Source organism: Streptomyces sp. NPDC058198, from assembly GCF_042882605.1.
GTDB lineage: Bacteria > Actinomycetota > Actinomycetes > Streptomycetales > Streptomycetaceae > Streptomyces.
On sequence record NZ_JBHVVP010000008.1, the window covers coordinates 98187 to 115157 of the forward strand.

Below are 16971 nucleotides of genomic sequence, written 5' to 3' on the forward strand. Positions count from 1 at the left end.
CCTCCCCCTTGTCCCCCGCACGTGCCCGATGTGCCCCGCGCTCCACTCCCCCACCGCCGGCCCGGCCGTTCCCGGCGGCCTCCGGCGCTCCCGCCCCAGTCTCCCATCCGTAGCGGGCTGATCACACCGTGGCGGAATGGTCACCTCCGTGCCACAGGCACCGGGTAACCCTTGAACCCTTTTGGCGCGTCCATGACTCTGATGCCTGTGCCGGGAGGCACCACCACAACGGACGGCGCCCGTCCTCCCACGGGGGAGAGGACGGGCGCCGTCATGGCTACGTACCGAAGCGTCGGTGGGCTACGGCACGGTCGAGTGGACGATGTCCTCCAGGAACGGGATCTCCAGCCATGGCTCGGGCTGTGTCATCAGGGAGAGCATCACGATGGCGACGCCCAGCAGGCCGTACGTGACCATGTCGGTGAAGCGCGAGCGCACGGCCAGCATGCCCACGGAAGGCATCACGCGGCGCAGCACCGCGGCGCCGATCAGGGCCACACCGATCAGTATCGTGCCGATCCGGGACGCCTCGGGGAAGGGATGCAGCCCGACGATCAGCAGCCCGAGCCCGGTCGTCCCGAGCACGCTGAGCAGCGGCCACTGCCGCGCCGGCGCGGGCGCGTCCCGGGGGGCGGCGCGACCGCCGCCCTCGGGCCGTGCGGTGTCCCGGGTGAAGGTGGGAAAGCGCCGGGTCCGCCCTGCGGGCGCCGCGTCGGCGCCCGCGGAACCGGCTCCTTCGGCAGGGGCGCCGCCGGACGGCTCACCGGCCCCATCGACAGAGTCCCCGCCGCCAGAGTCCCCGCCGTCAGAGTCCCCGGCGACAGAACCTCCGCCGACAGAACCCCCGGCGACAGGGTCTCCGACGCCAGCGCCCTCGCCGACACGGCTCTCGCCCACCGGGGTGGCCGGCTCGGCGCGGTCCACCGTCGCGGCCGGGGCGACCGGCTCGGGGACGTCCCGTACCGGCGCGACCGCGTCCGGCACCGCCGTGTCCCGCGCGGTCGCCTGCCCTGCCCCGCGCCGCGACCGGGCCGCGTCGCCCGCGCTCGTACCAGCACCCATTCGGTGCCCCTTTCCGGATTCGGTTCCGCCGTCGTTCAGCCCGCGTCCGCGACGGCGCGTTCGGCCGCCTCGACCACGTTGACCAGCAGCTGGGCGCGGGTCATCGGGCCGACGCCGCCCGGGTTCGGCGAGATCCAGCCGGCCACCTCTGCGACGCCCGGGTGGACATCCCCGACGATCTTGCCGTTCTCGTCACGGCTGACGCCGACGTCGAGGACCGCCGCGCCCGGCTTCACGTCCTCGGGCTTGATGATGTGCGGCACACCCGCGGCGGCCACGATGATGTCGGCCTGCCGGAGCTGCGCCGACAGATCGCGGGTGCCGGTGTGGCACTGCGTCACCGTCGCGTTCTCCGACTTACGGGTCAGCAGCAGCGGGATCGACCGGCCGACGGTGATACCGCGGCCCACGACCACGACATGCGCGCCCTTGATCTCGACGCCGTGGTGGCGCAGCAGCTGGATGATGCCGTACGGAGTACAGGGCAGCGGCCCCGTCTCGTTCAGCACCAGCCGGCCGAGGCTCATCGGGTGCAGCCCGTCGGCGTCCTTGGCCGGGTTCATCAGCTCCAGCACCCGGTTGGTGTCGATGCCCTTGGGCAGCGGCAGCTGCACGATGTATCCGGTGCACTCGGGGTTGGCGTTCAGCTCCCCGACGACCGATTCGATCTCCTCCTGGGTGGCCGTGTCGGGCAGCTCACGCTGGATCGAGGAGATACCGACCTCGGCGCAGTCGCGGTGTTTGCCGTTCACGTACCAGCGGCTGCCCGGGTCGTCCCCGACGAGCAGCGTCCCCAGGCCGGGGGTGACACCCCTCGCCTTGAGAGCCGCCACGCGGACGGTCAGATCGGACTTGATCGCGGCTGCGGTGGCCTTGCCATCGAGAATCTGGGCGGTCATACCCCCATCCTCGCGGATGACCCCTCCCGGTCCCAATTCGTGTCCGCCTGGTGTGCGCCCGCGCGGTCACCGGCGGCTCCACAGGAGGTTGCACTTGCACAACACCTGCGGAAAGCGACTGGACAGAAAGGAGACGTGGATACCACGATTGCCGCGCAGTGCGCGGGCAGCGTCGGGGGGCAGACCGCTCAGAGTGGAGTTATTCCTCGGCGCGGGCCGTGTCGTCCCCGCATCACCAACGGAGGAATCCCGCCATGAGCTTCGGCGACCCCAACAATCCGTACGGCCAGCCGCAGGGTCAGCAGCCGGGCCAGCAGCCGGGCTACGGCCAGCCGCAGGGCCAGCCGGGCTACGGCTACCCGCAGGGGCAGCCCCAGGGCCAGCCCGGGTACGGCTACCCGCAGGCCCCGCCGGTGCAGGAGCCGTACGGCGGCTACCCGGGCGGCTACCCCGGCGGTCACATGGAGATGCCGGGCGGCGTGAAGGCCGCCCGCATCATGCTGTGGGTGATCTCCGCCTTCCAGATCATCGGCGGGATCATCGCCTTCGCCGCGATGGGGAGCATCGACGACGCGATGAACGACGCCGGGGCCACCACCGCCGACACCGAGGCCTTCGCCGACCTCGGCAAGGGCATCGTGGCCGTCATGGCCGTGCTGATGCTCGTCTTCGCCGCGCTCTCGGTCACCCTCGCCCTGAAGATGAAGACCGGCGGCAACGCCACGCGTGTCTGCGCGATCGTCTACGGCGCGTTCGCCACGTTCGGCGGCGTGCTCTCGCTTCCCCTCGGCATCGTCACCATGGCGCTCGGCATCCTGATCATCGTGTTCGTCGCGAAGCAGGACGGCGCGGCCTGGTTCCAGCGCCCGCGCCACTGACGCCCCGTCGGTGCGTCCCTTACGGGCACTTCACGAAGGCACGAAGGCCGTAAACCCCGCTCAGGGTTTACGGCCTTCGGCTTTTCACCAGCGCAACGCGCTCAGTGGATGGGGCTCAGTGGAAGAAGTGGCGCGTCCCCGTGAAGTACATCGTCGCGCCCGCCTTCCGCGCCGCCTCGACCGCCAGCTCGTCGCGGACCGAACCGCCCGGCTGGACCACGGCCCTGACGCCCGCGTTCAGCAGGATCTCCAGGCCGTCGGGGAACGGGAAGAACGCGTCGGACGCGGCGTACGCGCCCCGGGCCCGCTCCTCGCCCGCCCGCTCGACCGCGAGCTTCGCGGAGTCGACGCGGTTGACCTGTCCCATGCCGACGCCCACCGACGCGCCGCCCTTGGCGAGCAGGATCGCGTTGGACTTCACCGCGCGGCACGCGCGCCAGGCGAAGGCCAGCTCGGCGAGCTCGGCCACGGAGAGCGCCTCGCCGGTCGCGAGGGTCCAGTCCGCCGGGTCGTCGCCGTCGGCCTGGAGCCGGTCGGTGACCTGGAGCAGCGCACCGCCGTCGATGGGCTTCACCTCGACCGGGGCGGACGGGGCCTCCGGGCAGCGCAGCACGCGGATGTTCTTCTTGCGGGCCAGCACCTCGACCGCGCCGTCCTCGTAGCCGGGGGCCACGATGACCTCGGTGAAGATCTCGGCGACCTGCTCGGCCATCGCGACGGAGACCTGCCGGTTGACCGCGATCACGCCGCCGAACGCGGACAGCGGGTCGCAGTCGTGGGCCTTGCGGTGCGCCTCGGCGACATCGTCACCGATCGCGATCCCGCACGGGTTGGCGTGCTTGATGATCGCGACACAGGGCTCGGCGTGGTCGTACGCGGCACGGCGCGCGGCGTCCGTGTCCGTGTAGTTGTTGTACGACATCTCCTTGCCGTGCAGTTGCTCGGCCTCGGCCAGGCCGCCTTCCGCGCCGGTGTAGAGCGCGGCGGGCTGGTGCGGGTTCTCGCCGTAGCGGAGCACGTTCTTACGGGCGTAGGTGGCGCCGAGGAAGTCCGGGAAGCCGGAATCGTCCGCGGCCGCGTAGTCGTCGGCGAACCAGGAGGCCACGGCCACGTCGTACGCGGCGGTGTGCTGGAACGCCTCCGCCGCCAGCCGCTTGCGGGTCGTCAGGTCGAACCCGCCGTCCCGTACGGCTCCGAGGACATCCGCGTACCGCTCGGGGCTGGTGACGACCGCGACGGAGGGGTGGTTCTTGGCGGCGGCCCGGACCATCGAGGGCCCGCCGATGTCGATCTGCTCGACACACTCGTCGGCGGTGGCCCCGGAGGCGACCGTCTCGCGGAACGGATAGAGGTTCACGACGACCAGATCGAACGGCTCGATGTCCAGCTCGGCCAGCTGCTCGCGGTGCGAGTCGAGCCGGAGGTCGGCGAGGATGCCTGCGTGGACGCGCGGGTGCAGCGTCTTGACCCGGCCGTCCAGGCACTCGGGGAAGCCGGTCAGCTCCTCGACCTTGGTGACAGGCACCCCGGCGGCGGCGATCTTCGAGGCGGTGGAGCCGGTCGAGACCAGGGTGACGCCCGCCTCGTGCAGCCCACGGGCCAGCTCTTCGAGGCCCGTCTTGTCGTAGACGCTGACCAGCGCGCGGCGGATCGGCCGCTTCGTACCTTCGGCGGTCACTGGATCGTTACCTTTCGTCCCTCAATGCGGTAGCCGTGCCGGGCCAGACGCCCCACGACCTCGACGAGCAGGCGTCGCTCGACTTCCTTGATGCGCTCATGGAGAGCGTCTTCATCGTCCTCGTCCCGCACCTCGACCACGCCCTGCGCGATGATCGGGCCGGTGTCGACGCCGTCGTCGACGAAGTGGACGGTGCAGCCGGTGACCTTCGCGCCGTACGCGAGCGCCTCGCGTACGCCATGGGCACCGGGAAAACTGGGGAGCAGGGCGGGATGCGTGTTGACGAACCGCCCGCCGAAGCGCGCGAGGAACTCCTTCCCCACGATCTTCATGAAGCCTGCGGAGACCACCAGGTCCGGTTCGTACGCCGCCGTCGCCTCGGCGAGCGCGGCGTCCCACGCGTCACGCGTCCCGTAGTCCTTCACCCGTCGGACGAAGGTCGGCAGCCCGGCGCGCTCCGCACGCGCCAGGCCCTCGATGGAGCCACGGTCCGCGCCGACGGCGACGACGCGCGCCCCGAAGGCCTCGGGGTCGTCGCCGATGGCGTCGAGCAGGGCCTGCAGGTTCGTACCCGACCCGGAGACCAGCACCACGAGACGGGCCGGTCCTGCCGGGCGGACCGGACGGCCGGGGTCCGCGGCGGGGGGCGGGGAGGCGGAGGAAGGCGGGGAGGCCACAGCGGGCGCCTTTCTGGGAGCGAGCACAGCCTCGCGGGGTCGTGCGGCGTGGTCGTACGGCGGCTGGCGTGGTCGTGCGGCTTTGTGTGGTCGTACGAACGAATCGTGTTCCCCGATACGGGGAACTCTACAAAGGCGCCGACCGTCAGCAACGATACCGGCACACCAGGCGGCCCCCACGGGACGGGGGCTTGGCCGGGAGGTAGCGTCTGGGGACAGGGTTCCGTCTCCGTGACGGGCCGTACGAGACAAAGAGCCCCGCTCGCCGGGTCTGAGGGGAAGACGTTCACCAGATGCCGGACCGACGCCGCCGCACGGCACTCCACCTCCCGCTGCCCTCTGGGCTGGTGCTGCTGCCACGGGAACGCCAGTCCTCTTCCACCGGGCCTTCGGGGCCCTCCGAGCCCTCCGGGGACTCGGGTTCTTCAGGCTCCTCGGGGTCCTCAGGCTCCTCAGGGACGGGCGGGTCCTCGGGCTCCGGCGGGGCCTCCGGGTCCGGCGGCTCCTCCGACGACAATCCGTTCGCACCGCCGCCCGAGGGCAGGCCCGACCAGCCGTGGCAGCCCCGCCGCCCCGAGAACGGTGACTCCCCGGACGAGAGTTCGAGCTCCGGCCGGGGCTGGGGCAGCCAGTGGAGCAGCCATCAGCCGGGACGCTCCTCGGGCGGCTTCGGCACCCGCCCCGGAAACCAGAGCGGACAGAAGGGCCAGGGAGGCGGCCAGGACGGCCCCGAGGGCGGTCGCGGCAGTGGGCTGCGCTGGGATCCGACGGACCCGGTCCAGCGCCGGGCCCGCTATGCCCTGCTCTCCGGGATGTGGGCCTTCTTCTTCGCGCTCTTCGACTTCCCCGAGATCGCTCTGCTGCTCGGGGCGCTGGCCCTGTACTGGGGCATCAGCTCGCTGCGCAACAAGCCCGGAAGGCACACCTCCGGCCCGGACGGCGCGGCGTCCGAGGGCTCGTCCCCTGTTCCGGCCCGATCGGAACAGCCGGAGCAGCGGAACGCGGCTCAGGGCCCGACCTCGAACAGGCCGCAGACCACGGCAGCGGTGAGCGGCCTGGTGACGGCCGCTCTCGCGCTGGCGATCGTGGCGGCGACCTTCACCGTGCAGCTGGTCTACCGCGACTACTACACGTGTGTGAACGACGCCCTGACGAAGACGGGCCAGCTCTCCTGCAACGACCTGCTGCCGCATTCGCTGGTCCCGATCTTCGGCGTCAAGGAGTAGGCCCCGGGTCTCCCCCCGCATCGCCCTCGTCGGAGCCGCTCTTCTCGGAAGAGGCCGGCTCCGACGGCCGTTCCGGGGACAGCCTCGCTTTCGGAGACGGTCTCGGTTCCCGGGACAGCGGCGGTTCCGGGGACAGCGGCGCGGCTGCGAAGTCGGCCAGCAGATCGCCCGGCGCCACCGCGGCCGGCGCCCATCGCGTCCCTCGCGTACCGCGCTCGTACCAGGCGTCGGCCGGCAGGAAGTCGTACGGCTCGAAATCCGGATCGAACGCTTCCGCCGCCTCCGCCCGCGTCTCCGCACGCGCTGCCGCACCCGTCTCCGCCCGCGCGCCGCTTCCGCCGCCCGCGATGTCCTGGGCGTCGTGGCCACCGGCCGGGTCCGATGCCCGCGGCCCTGCGGCGGGCACCTCGGTCACGGCGCCACGCCACCACATCAGCCGTCGCCATGCCGACGGCCGCCATACCGACGGGCGCCACACCAGCTGCCAGGGCGCCCGCCACCAGGCCACCGCAGGGACGCCCGGTTCCGCTCCCAGGGTCGCGGCCTTCGTACGCGGCTCCCGCAGCCGCCAGGCTCGCAGCAGCAGCGCGGCCGGTACGCCGAGCGTCACCGTCCACCCCAGCGCCGCCGCCCCCGTCAGCCACCACACAGGACCGAAGGCGGCCAGGTCCGCGTTGCCCAGCGGCCCGCCCGACAGCGCCGCCACAACCGCCATGAGCACCCCGCACACCGCGCCTCCGAGCGCGGCCGTCAGCGCGGTCTCGCCGGTGCCCCAGGCCTCCGCCCGAACGGCGTAACGCGGCGCGGCCACCCGCACCGTGAACCAGCCGACCGCCGGTCCCGCGACCACCGGCACCGCCGCCGCGGCCCAGTTCAGCGCGGTCGGCGGGCCCGCGGGCACTGCGGCGAGCAGCGGGAAGACGGGCACCTGGGGGGTGCCCACGACCCCGAGCGGGGTGACGGTCGCCGCCGTACCGAGCGCGAAGCCGGGCCCCAGGCCGTACGCGGCCCCCCAGATCGCGGCGTTCGGCACCAGCGCGAGACCCAGCAGCAGCACGGCGAACCGCCCCGACCAGTCCCCGGCGAGCCGGGCGAACGACGCGTGCGCCAGGTCCCCGTGCCAGACCAGCGAGGCCCCGACGAGCAGCGCACCGCCGCCCACCAGCACCAGAGCGGCCGCGGACCCGGACCGCAGCGCGACCACGCTCCCGCGGCGTGCCGCGAGCTGCCCCACGGTGCGGACGAGACGGTTTCGCTCGGCCCCCGGCAGCCACAACGGCGCGGGACCGAGCCGGCGTCCCCTCGCCGTCCACGCCCCGGCGGCCGTGGACAGCAGGGTCACGACCGGCAGCGTGAGCGCCGCGCGCAGCGGATGCGCGGTGAGCGGCCCGTCCGCCACATAGACCAACACAGCCCCGCCGACCAGCAGATATCCACCGGTGACCAGGCACACGGCGCCGAGCGCGGTGAGCTGCGGCCGCCCCTCGGCGGGTTCGAGGGCGTCCCGGGCCGACCGGTACATCAGCCACACCGGCAGCGCGACGAGCAGTATCGGTACGACTCCGAGCGGCGCGGGGGCCCCTGAGAGGGTGTCGGGTCGTACCAGCTCGACGCCGTGGGCCAGCAGCCACAGCGCGGCCGCGACCCGCAGGGCCCCGCCGGCGCCGTTGTCGGGGTACGGCGAGCTGATCCACATCGCCAGCACCAGCACGGCGAACACGCCGAGCCCGAGGCCCGCCGCGATGATCCCGCGGAGAAAAGAGGTCGTCAGCACGACGGCCCGGCCCCGCTCCACGGCCGAGGCTGAGGACAACGACGCGGTGCGATCGGTCAATTGGGTCACGCCGTCATGCTGCCAACGACGGGCACTTTATTCGCGTAAGAGGCGGATAGCCGCTGTGTCGCCCAATATATGTTTATGTGCTTTTTCGGCCAATTCAGTGCTGCGGGGAGTACCTCATGACGCAGAGCACCACGCCCAGAGCTTCCGCCACCCCGCTGCCCTCTCCGGAGGAGAGGCGCAGGCTGCGGGAGGCGAAGCCGATGACCGAGAAGCAGGTCGCGAGGGCGGTGGGTGTCGCGCGGTCGACGATCCGGTCCTGGGAGACCGGCCGTACCCCTCCGCGGGGACGCAAGGGAGAGGTGTACGCGAAGCTGCTGGCCGGCTTCGAGGCGGAGCGCCAGGACAAGGCGGCCCAGGCCGCGAAGGCGGCGGCCGAGGCGGCGGAGGCGGCCGAGGTGCGGTCCGCGGCCCGTCAGCAGGACAGGGAGCAGGGCAGACCCGCTGCTCAGGACCGTACGAAGGATACGAAGGAACGGGAATCCGCCGCGCGCCGGCCGCGCCGGTCGCGGCACTCCCCCCGGCGGGTGCCCACGGCCTCCCCCATCACGGCCGCCGCCGCCATCGCCCTCGTCGAACGGGAGAAGGCCGTACACCCCGGGATGTGGGGCGGCGCCGGGCCCCGGATGGCCGATGACATGGCCGCGGCGCTCACCCCTGCCCAGGCCTTCGACGCGCTGTACGCGTTCGCGGCCCCCGCCCTCGTCCGCCAGGCGTACCTGCTCACCGGGCGGCGTAATCTCTCCCAGAATTCTGTCGAACGCGCCTTCCACCTCGCGTGGGAGCGCTGGCCCGAGGTCGCGGTCGACCGGGATCCGGCGGGCTGGGTGCGCGCCGCGGCGTACGAGTACGCGATGTCGCCCTGGCACCGGACGCGGCGCACCGGCAAGAAGCTCGACGTGGTCCCGGGCGAGCACGAAGGACGCGACGGACGGGAGCTGCGCGAGGCGCTGCTCGCTCTTCCGCCGTCGTACCGCCGCACGCTGCTGCTCTACGACGGACTCGGGCTGGACCTGCCGGAGACGGCCGCCGAGACGGAGGCGAGCACCCCGGCGACGGCGAGACGGCTGATCCATGCCCGCAAGGCCGTCGCCGGGCGGCTGCCGGAGCTGACCGACGCGGAGCTGCTGCACGAGCGCCTCGGCGCGCTCACCCTGTCGGTGGAGCCACCGAAACTCACCCCGGCCAAGAAGGTACGGAGCGGCTGCGAGCGGCGTGCCAGGCTCTGGACGCGGTCGGCCATCGCCTTCACCGTGCTGATCGTGGGGGCGACCGGGTTCACCCTGTCCACCGCGCCCACGCGGTACGAACCGCCGCAGTCCCCCGGTGAGCAGATCGAGGGCGTCCCGGTGGCCAGCGGTCCGCAGCGGCTGAGCAAGCAGGACCTGAAGCTGCGCGAGAAGCTCCGCAAGGAGCCGATGAACGGGCCGTACCGGCTCGTACCGCAGGTCCGCTGAGCTCGTACCGCAGGTCCCGCCGAGGGAGAACGCGCGTGGGCCCGCACCCCGGAAAGGGTGCGGGCCCACGCGCGTGGTGCGTTGAGACGATCAGCCCGCGAGAAGGGCGCGCGCCAGCTCGGCCGTCTCGGTCGGCGTCTTGCCGACCTTGACGCCCGCGGCCTCCAGGGCCTCCTTCTTCGCCTGGGCCGTGCCGGAGGAGCCGGAGACGATGGCGCCGGCGTGGCCCATGGTCTTGCCCTCGGGCGCGGTGAAGCCCGCGACGTAGCCGACGACCGGCTTCGTGACGTTCTTGGCGATGAAGTCGGCCGCACGCTCCTCGGCGTCGCCGCCGATCTCGCCGATCATCACGATCAGGTCGGTGTCGGGGTCGGCCTCGAACGCGGCGAGCGCGTCGATGTGCGTCGTGCCGATGACCGGGTCGCCACCGATGCCGACGGCCGAGGAGAAGCCGATGTCACGGAGCTCGTACATCATCTGGTAGGTCAGCGTGCCGGACTTGGACACGAGACCGATGCGGCCGGGCTTGGTGATGTCGCCCGGGATGATGCCGGCGTTGGACTGGCCGGGGGTGATCAGGCCGGGGCAGTTCGGGCCGATGATCCGGGTCTTGTTGCCCTTGCTGCCCGCGTACGCCCAGAAGGCCGCGGAGTCGTGCACCGCGATGCCCTCGGTGATCACGACGGCCAGGCCGATCTCGGCGTCGATCGCCTCGACGACGGCCGCCTTGGCGAAGGCCGGCGGCACGAAGACGACGGAGACGTCGGCGCCGGTCTTCTCGATGGCCTCGGCCACCGAGCCGAAGACGGGTACGGAGGTGCCGTCGAAGTCGACGGAGGTACCCGCCTTGCGCGGGTTGACGCCGCCGACGATGTCGGTGCCGTCAGCGAGCATGAGCTTGGTGTGCTTCATGCCGGTGGCGCCGGTCATCCCCTGGACGATGACCTTGCTGTCCTTGGTGAGGAAGATAGCCATGGTGTGCTGACCTGTCCCTTACTTCGCGGCCGCGAGCTCGGCGGCCTTGTCGGCCGCGCCGTCCATGGTGTCCACGCGCTGCACAAGCGGGTGGTTGGCGTCGGACAGGATCTTGCGACCCAGCTCCGCGTTGTTGCCGTCGAGGCGCACGACCAGCGGCTTCGTGACGTTCTCGCCCTTGGACTCGAGCAGCTCCAGGGCCTGGACGATGCCGTTGGCGACCTCGTCGCACGCGGTGATGCCGCCGAAGACATTGACGAACACGGACTTGACGTCCGGGTCGCCGAGGATGATCTCCAGGCCGTTCGCCATGACCTCGGCGGAGGCGCCGCCACCGATGTCCAGGAAGTTGGCGGGCTTCACGCCGCCGTGGGCCTCACCGGCGTACGCGACGACGTCGAGGGTCGACATGACCAGACCCGCGCCGTTGCCGATGATGCCGACCTCGCCGTCGAGCTTGACGTAGTTGAGGTTCTTGGCCTTGGCGGCGGCCTCGAGCGGGTTGGCCGCGGCCTTGTCCTCGAGCGCCTCGTGCCCGGGCTGGCGGAAGTCGGCGTTCTCGTCGAGCGAGACCTTGCCGTCCAGCGCGATGATCGTGCCGTCGCCGGACTTGATCAGCGGGTTGACCTCAACGAGGAGCGCGTCCTCCTTGATGAAGACGGTCCACAGCTTCTGCAGGACGTCGGCGACCTGGTCGGCGATCTCGGCCGGGAACTTCGCGGCGGCGACGATCTCGGCGGCCTTCTCGGGCGTGCAGCCCTCGTTGGCGTCGACCGGGACCTTGGCGAGCGCGTCGGGGTTCTCCTCGGCGACGACCTCGATCTCCACGCCGCCCTCGACGGAGGCCATGGCGAGGAAGGTGCGGTTGGTGCGGTCCAGCAGGAAGGAGACGTAGTACTCCTCCGCGATGTCCGCGGTCTCGGCCAGCATGACCCGGTGGACCGTGTGGCCCTTGATGTCCATGCCCAGGATCTGGCCGGCCTTCTCGACGGCGTCCGCCGGGTCGGAGGCCAGCTTCACGCCGCCGGCCTTGCCGCGGCCGCCGACCTTGACCTGCGCCTTGACGACGGCCTTGCCGCCGAGCCGCTCGGTCACCTCGCGGGCCGCTTCAGGCGTCTCGATGACTTCACCGGCCAGCACCGGTACACCGTGCTTGGCGAAGAGGTCCCTCGCCTGATACTCGAACAGGTCCACGCGTGTCCGTCCCTTTAGTCTCTTAAACCGCAGCCTGGTGATCGCGGGTTCGTTGTCTGCGTGGGCGTGCCGCGAAGGGCAACGTGACTGCGCTGTCACTGAGGGAGGCGTACACGCTGTCCGGTACGCGGCATGTCCGCCTCGCAGGTTATCCCCGTGGGCCGTAGGTCCCTAAATCACAGATCACACCTGAGCGGTGATACCTGTCACAGAGCGGTGATACCCGTCACAGTGGGCTCGGAGGGGCCCGCACACCCGGCCGATCCCCTTCCGCGAACCGGCGGAACGCGACCCCTTTATCCCTTTAGCAACCATTACACCCCTCGCGCCCCCTTGTCACCCAAAAGTCGCGGTATCCGGCACGGGGAGGGGGCGCTTCTCGATCGCCGCCGCCATCACCTCGGGGAACAGATCCGGTGTGCAGGCGAACGCGGGAGCGCCGAGCGCCGCGAGGGCCGCCGCGTGCTCCCGGTCGTACGCGGGCGCCCCCTCGTCCGACAGGGCGAGCAGCGCCACGAACTGCACGCCCGAGGCCTTCATCGCCGCGACGCGCTTGAGCATCTCGTCGCGTATGCCGCCCTCGTACAGATCGCTGATCAGGACGACCACGGTGTCGGCGGGCCGGGTGATCTGCGACTGGCAGTAGGCGAGCGCGCGATTGATGTCCGTACCGCCGCCGAGCTGGGTGCCGAAGAGGACATCGACGGGATCGTCCAGCTGGTCGGTGAGGTCGACGACCGCCGTGTCGAAGACGACGAGCCGGGTGTCGATGGAGCGCATGGAGGCCAGGACCGCACCGAAGACGGAGGCGTAGACGACGGACGCGGCCATCGACCCCGACTGGTCGATACAGAGGACGACTTCCTTCTTCACGGACTGCGAGGCCCGGCCGTATCCGATGAGCCGCTCGGGGACCACCGTGCCGTGTTCCGGCAGGTAGTTCTTGAGGTTGGCCCGGATCGTGCGGTCCCAGTCGATGTCCCGGTGGCGCGGCCGGCTGATCCGCGCGGACCGGTCGAGCGCGCCGGTCAGGGTGGCCCTGGTCCGGGTGGCGAGCCGCTTCTCGATGTCCGCGACGACCTTGCGTACGACGGCGCGCGCCGTCTCCTTGGTCGTCTCGGGCATCGCCTTGTTGAGTGAGAGCAGCGTGCCGACCAGATGGACGTCGGCCTCGACCGCCTCCAGCATCTCCGGCTCCAGCAGCAGCGTGGACAGACCGAGCCGGTCGATCGCGTCGCGCTGCATGATCTGGACGACGGAGCTGGGGAAGTACGTACGGATGTCTCCGAGCCAGCGCGCGACGGACGGCGCGGAGGCGCCCAGCCCGGCGGAGCGTCTGGCGCCGCTGTCGCCGCCCTTGCCTGCGCCGTACAGCGCGGCCAGCGCGCTGTCCATCGCCGCGTCCCGGCCCGAGAGCGCGCATCCCGTCCCGTCGGCGCTCTCCCCGCCGAGCACCATCCGCCAGCGGCGCAGCCGCTCGTCGGCCTTCCGGTCCGTCCCGTCCGTGCTCATCCCGTCACTCATCCCGTCACCCCCGCGAGGTCGTTGTCATCGGAGCCGAGCAGCAGCCGGAGCACCGGCAGCACGGCGTCCGCCCGCGCCTCGTCGAGGCCGGGCCCGAAGCCGGGGGCGGCGGCCTCGGACTCCACCGGTCCACCGGCGGCGGGCCCGCGCCGCACCAGCTCACCGAGCGTGCGGCGGACGCCCGGCTCGTAGGCGGAGAACGTGCGGCGCAGCAGCGGGAGCACGTCCGTGAAGGAGTCGGCGGACACCCCGGTCAGCCAGGCGTCGACCAGGCCGAGGAGCCGTTCGTCGTGGACCAGGAGCATCCCGCCCGCCCCGCCGACGAAGCCCTCGATCCAGGCCGCGGCGTCGGCCGGCGGGGTGCCGGGCGACAGGGCGAGGCCCATGAGCCGCGCGGCCTCGTCCTCCGCGAGCCGTCCGTCGTCCAGCAGCAGCCGGGCGGCCCTCCCCCGGATCACCCCGGGCACGGTGTCCCGCTCCGCGAGCTTGCGCAGGACGGCTCCCCAGCGCCCGCCCAGATCGCGGCCGTGGCCGTCGGGAAGGAGGCCGATCGCGGTGTGGACGCTGTCGAGATGCGTCCGCATCTCGGCGGCGCCGTCCCCGTCGAGACCGGCGCACGCGGGCGGCAGACCGACGCAGATCCGTTCGGCGAGCCCGGCGGCGACCTCGCCGAGCGCCTCGGTATCGGTGGACCGTACGTCCCCGTACCGCAGCGAGCGCGCCAGCGCGGGCAGCGCCTGGGCGAGGTGGCCGACGTCGGCGTCGAGCGCGGCACGGTCGGCGAGGGCCCGCATCACCACGGGCAGCGCGTCGGGCAGTTCGGCCAGCAGACAGCGCTCGGCCAGCGCCGTGACCTCGGCGAGCGCGGTCGCCGACATGGCCTGCGACTCGGCCTGGGCGGTGGCGGCGGAGAGCACGGTGGTGCCCCATACGCCGGCCTCCGCGACCCGGACGAACAGCTCGGGCTCCCAGCGCAGCCGCCAGCTCTCCCGGAAGGTGCCGGTGGACCCGCGCCCGGCGGCCGGCTCGCCCCAGCCGATGGCGAGCAGCCGCAGCCGGTGCAGGAGCCTGCTGCGCGCCGCGTCGGTCTCCTTGCGCAGGTCGAGGTCCAGCTCGCGCTCCAGCGCCTCCGGTTTGAGCCGGAGCGAGCGCTGTAGCCGGGTGAGATCGCGCTGGAGCGGCACGGCGGGCGCCGTGTCCGGGACTTCGCCGAGCACATCGCCGACGATGAGCCGGTCCCGGATGAGCCCGAGCGGCACCTCGGATCCCTCGCACATCACGGCCCGGATCGCGTCGGTGGTCTCGGTGAGACCGGCGAGCGGGCGGCCGCGCATCGCGGCGAGGGTCTCGGCGAGCCGTACGGCCTCGATGACATGGGCGGAGGAGACCATCCGGTCCTCCTCCCGCAGCAGGCCCGCGACCTTGGTCAGCCAGCGCTCCACGGGGCGGTCGGTCACGCCGAAGAGATGGCCGTACCAGCCGGGCGAGTCGATGCCGGCTCCATAGCCGCTGTGCCGGGCGAGCCTGCGGTGGGTCCAGGGCACCCAGGTCATCTCGGTCCTGACCTTGGGCAGCCCTTTCAGGCGCGCGCGGTCCGCGCCGGCGGTGGTCTTCCCGGCCAGCGCGGGCACATGCCAGGCCCCGCAGACGACGGCGACGCCGTCGTCCCCGAACTCCTTTCGCGCGGCGCGCAGTTGGAGCCGCATATGGGCCTCGCGGACGAGATCCCGCTGATGTCCGCCGTCGCCGTACTCCTCGCGCAGCGCGCCCATGGCCTCGGCGACCGCTTCGAACGGTGCGAAGGGGTCGTCCGCACGGCTGCCGGAACCCCGGTGCTCGACGACGTCCTCCCACCAGCGCTCGGGATCGTCGTACCCCGCCGCCTCGGCGAGGACGGCGAGCGGATCGATGCGCAGCGCGCCGGTCTCGGGCTCGTCGGGCTCGCTCGCGGACTCGTCGGAGTCGGCAGGCTCGCTCGCGGACTCGTCCCGCGCGGCGAGCGCCAGGGAGTGCGCCGCCGGCAGGTCGATGAACCGCACCGGTACGTCGTGCGCGAGGCCCCAGCGGAGCGCGACCCACTCCGGAGAGAACTCGGCCAGCGGCCAGAACGCCGCGCGCCCCGGATCGTCCACGGCGTGCGCGAGGAGCGCGACGGGCGGCCGCATCGCCTCGTCGGCGGCGAGCGCCAGCAACGCGTCGCCCTCGGGCGGCCCTTCGATCAGCACGACCCGCGGCGCGGCCGCGTCGAGTGCCGCCCGCACGGCCCGCGCGGACCCCGGTCCGTGGTGCCGCACCCCGAGCAGCAGCGGCCCCCGTCCGGCGGCCCGCCGTCCGGCACCGGCCGCCGGGCCTGACGCCGTGTCCGGTACGGCGACGGCCGCGCCCCGCGCGTCCGTCGTGGTCACGCGCTCACCTCGCGGCAGGCGCGGTAGAAGTCCTTCCAGCCGTCCCGCTCGCGGATGACCGTCTCGACATACTCCTGCCAGATCACCCGGTCCGCCGCCGGGTCACGGACGACCGCGCCGAGGATGCCGGCCGCGACATCGCCCGGTCGCAGCACGCCGTCGCCGAAGTGGGCGGCGAGCGCGAGGCCGTTGGTGACGACCGAGATCGCCTCGGCCGTGGAGAGCGTGCCGGAAGGGGACTTGAGCTTCGTACGGCCGTCGGCCGTGACACCGTCGCGCAGTTCACGGAAGACCGTGACGACCCGGCGGATCTCGTCCATGCCTTCGGGACCGGCCGGCAGGTCGAGCGCGCGCCCCATCTGGTCGACGCGCCGGGAGACGATGTCGACCTCGGCCTCCGCAGTGGCCGGCAGCGGCAGCACCACGGTGTTGAAGCGCCGGCGCAGCGCGCTCGACAGGTCGTTGACCCCGCGGTCGCGGTCGTTGGCCGTGGCGATCAGATTGAAGCCGCGGACGGCCTGCACCTCCTGTCCCAGCTCGGGCACCGGCAGGGTCTTCTCGGACAGGATCGTGATGAGCGAGTCCTGCACATCGGCGGGGATACGGGTCAGCTCCTCGACCCGCGCGGTCATGCCCTCGGACATGGCCCGCATCACAGGGCTGGGCACCAGCGCGTCACGGCTGGGGCCGTGGGCGAGCAGCCGCGCGTAGTTCCAGCCGTAGCGGATCGCCTCTTCCGGGGTGCCCGCCGTGCCCTGCACCAGCAGGGTCGAGTCACCGCTGACGGCCGCCGCGAGATGCTCGGAGACCCAGGTCTTGGCGGTGCCCGGCACACCGAGCAGCAGCAGCGCCCGGTCGGTGGCGAGCGTGGTGACCGCGACTTCGACGATCCGCCGCGGTCCCACGTACTTGGGTGTGATCACCGTCCCGTCGGGCAGCGTGCCACCGAGCAGATAGGTGGCCACGGCCCACGGCGACAGCCGCCAGCGGACGGGCCGCTGCCGGTCGTCGGCCGCGGCCAGGGCCTTCAGCTCGTCGGCGAACGCGTCCTCGGCGTGCGGCCGCAGGGCCTCGCCGCCGGTGACGTCGGTGGTCGCGGTGGTTTCGGGCACGGTCATGGATCCCCCTCCAGATCGATCGACCGGATGTGGGATCC

General features: G+C 72.4%; 13 protein-coding genes. 3 read left to right on the plus strand and 10 right to left on the minus strand.

Going from position 1 to position 16971, the window contains the following annotated elements; translation table 11 throughout:
• Nucleotides 1–300 precede the first annotated feature (300 nt).
• A complete protein-coding gene (locus ACFVWW_RS24625) occupies nucleotides 301–1062 on the minus strand; it encodes a DUF3017 domain-containing protein (protein ID WP_384334279.1) in 762 nt (253 codons plus the stop codon).
• Nucleotides 1063–1097: 35 nt separating this feature from the next.
• Nucleotides 1098–1961 carry a bifunctional methylenetetrahydrofolate dehydrogenase/methenyltetrahydrofolate cyclohydrolase gene (locus ACFVWW_RS24630; RefSeq protein ID WP_384182443.1) on the minus strand — a complete coding sequence of 288 codons (864 nt, stop codon included), beginning with the start codon at nucleotides 1959–1961 and terminating at the stop codon, nucleotides 1098–1100.
• A gap of 254 nt (nucleotides 1962–2215) precedes the next feature.
• Here ACFVWW_RS24630 and ACFVWW_RS24635 point away from each other — a divergent pair, with 254 nt between their 5' ends.
• Entirely contained in the window at nucleotides 2216–2839 is a 624-nt protein-coding gene (locus ACFVWW_RS24635) for a hypothetical protein (RefSeq protein WP_384182446.1), read from the plus strand.
• A 115-nt stretch (nucleotides 2840–2954) separates the two neighbouring features.
• Here the strand turns inward: ACFVWW_RS24635 and purH are convergent, their stop codons facing one another.
• Both purH and purN read right to left on the minus strand, forming a co-directional pair.
• Nucleotides 2955–4517 (minus strand): bifunctional phosphoribosylaminoimidazolecarboxamide formyltransferase/IMP cyclohydrolase, encoded by a 1563-nt coding sequence (purH, locus tag ACFVWW_RS24640; RefSeq protein WP_386877976.1) that lies wholly within the window; start codon nucleotides 4515–4517, stop codon nucleotides 2955–2957.
• Nucleotides 4514–5194 carry a phosphoribosylglycinamide formyltransferase gene (gene purN, locus ACFVWW_RS24645; protein ID WP_384334270.1) on the minus strand — a complete coding sequence of 227 codons (681 nt, stop codon included), beginning with the start codon at nucleotides 5192–5194 and terminating at the stop codon, nucleotides 4514–4516. The genes purH and purN overlap by 4 nt, the downstream gene beginning before the upstream one ends.
• Nucleotides 5195–5487: 293 nt before the next feature.
• On the opposite strand from purN, the gene ACFVWW_RS24650 reads away from it, so the two are divergent.
• Nucleotides 5488–6420 (plus strand): hypothetical protein, encoded by a 933-nt coding sequence (locus ACFVWW_RS24650; RefSeq protein WP_386877977.1) that lies wholly within the window; start codon nucleotides 5488–5490, stop codon nucleotides 6418–6420.
• Here the strand turns inward: ACFVWW_RS24650 and ACFVWW_RS24655 are convergent.
• On the minus strand, nucleotides 6410–8263 hold the full coding sequence (locus tag ACFVWW_RS24655) for a DUF6350 family protein (protein ID WP_386877978.1): 1854 nt from the start codon (nucleotides 8261–8263) through the stop codon (nucleotides 6410–6412). The two genes, ACFVWW_RS24650 and ACFVWW_RS24655, sit on opposite strands and share 11 nt — an antisense overlap.
• Before the next feature lie 116 nt (nucleotides 8264–8379).
• Between ACFVWW_RS24655 and ACFVWW_RS24660 the strand changes: the two genes are divergently transcribed.
• Nucleotides 8380–9717: a sigma factor-like helix-turn-helix DNA-binding protein gene (locus tag ACFVWW_RS24660; RefSeq protein ID WP_386877979.1), complete on the plus strand. Its 1338-nt coding sequence runs from the start codon at nucleotides 8380–8382 to the stop codon at nucleotides 9715–9717.
• Nucleotides 9718–9807: 90 nt separating this feature from the next.
• Here ACFVWW_RS24660 and sucD read toward each other — a convergent pair whose 3' ends face one another.
• The 5 genes from sucD to ACFVWW_RS24685 form a co-directional block, all read right to left on the minus strand.
• Nucleotides 9808–10692, minus strand: a complete 885-nt coding sequence (sucD, locus tag ACFVWW_RS24665) for a succinate--CoA ligase subunit alpha (protein WP_384189429.1) — start codon at nucleotides 10690–10692, stop codon at nucleotides 9808–9810.
• 18 nt (nucleotides 10693–10710) lie between these two features.
• Entirely contained in the window at nucleotides 10711–11886 is a 1176-nt protein-coding gene (sucC, locus tag ACFVWW_RS24670) for an ADP-forming succinate--CoA ligase subunit beta (RefSeq protein WP_384189431.1), read from the minus strand.
• A gap of 336 nt (nucleotides 11887–12222) precedes the next feature.
• Nucleotides 12223–13398, minus strand: coding sequence for a VWA domain-containing protein (locus tag ACFVWW_RS24675; RefSeq protein ID WP_384189433.1), 1176 nt, complete (start codon nucleotides 13396–13398; stop codon nucleotides 12223–12225).
• Between the two features lie 8 nt (nucleotides 13399–13406).
• Nucleotides 13407–15716, minus strand: a complete 2310-nt coding sequence (locus tag ACFVWW_RS24680; protein ID WP_386878148.1) for a DUF5682 family protein — start codon at nucleotides 15714–15716, stop codon at nucleotides 13407–13409.
• Nucleotides 15717–15811: 95 nt separating this feature from the next.
• Nucleotides 15812–16933, minus strand: coding sequence for an AAA family ATPase (locus ACFVWW_RS24685; RefSeq protein ID WP_384189435.1), 1122 nt, complete (start codon nucleotides 16931–16933; stop codon nucleotides 15812–15814).
• Nucleotides 16934–16971 lie beyond the last annotated feature (38 nt).

Coding starts and splice junctions, on each gene's coding strand:
- ACFVWW_RS24625 (WP_384334279.1), bottom strand. CDS start 1,062: ATGGGTGCTGGTACGAGCGCGGGCGACGCGGCCCGGTCGCGGCGCGGG.
- ACFVWW_RS24630 (WP_384182443.1), bottom strand. CDS start 1,961: ATGACCGCCCAGATTCTCGATGGCAAGGCCACCGCAGCCGCGATCAAG.
- ACFVWW_RS24635 (WP_384182446.1), top strand. CDS start 2,216: ATGAGCTTCGGCGACCCCAACAATCCGTACGGCCAGCCGCAGGGTCAG.
- ACFVWW_RS24650 (WP_386877977.1), top strand. CDS start 5,488: ATGCCGGACCGACGCCGCCGCACGGCACTCCACCTCCCGCTGCCCTCT.
- ACFVWW_RS24660 (WP_386877979.1), top strand. CDS start 8,380: ATGACGCAGAGCACCACGCCCAGAGCTTCCGCCACCCCGCTGCCCTCT.
- sucD (WP_384189429.1), bottom strand. CDS start 10,692: ATGGCTATCTTCCTCACCAAGGACAGCAAGGTCATCGTCCAGGGGATG.
- ACFVWW_RS24675 (WP_384189433.1), bottom strand. CDS start 13,398: ATGAGCACGGACGGGACGGACCGGAAGGCCGACGAGCGGCTGCGCCGC.
- ACFVWW_RS24685 (WP_384189435.1), bottom strand. CDS start 16,933: ATGACCGTGCCCGAAACCACCGCGACCACCGACGTCACCGGCGGCGAG.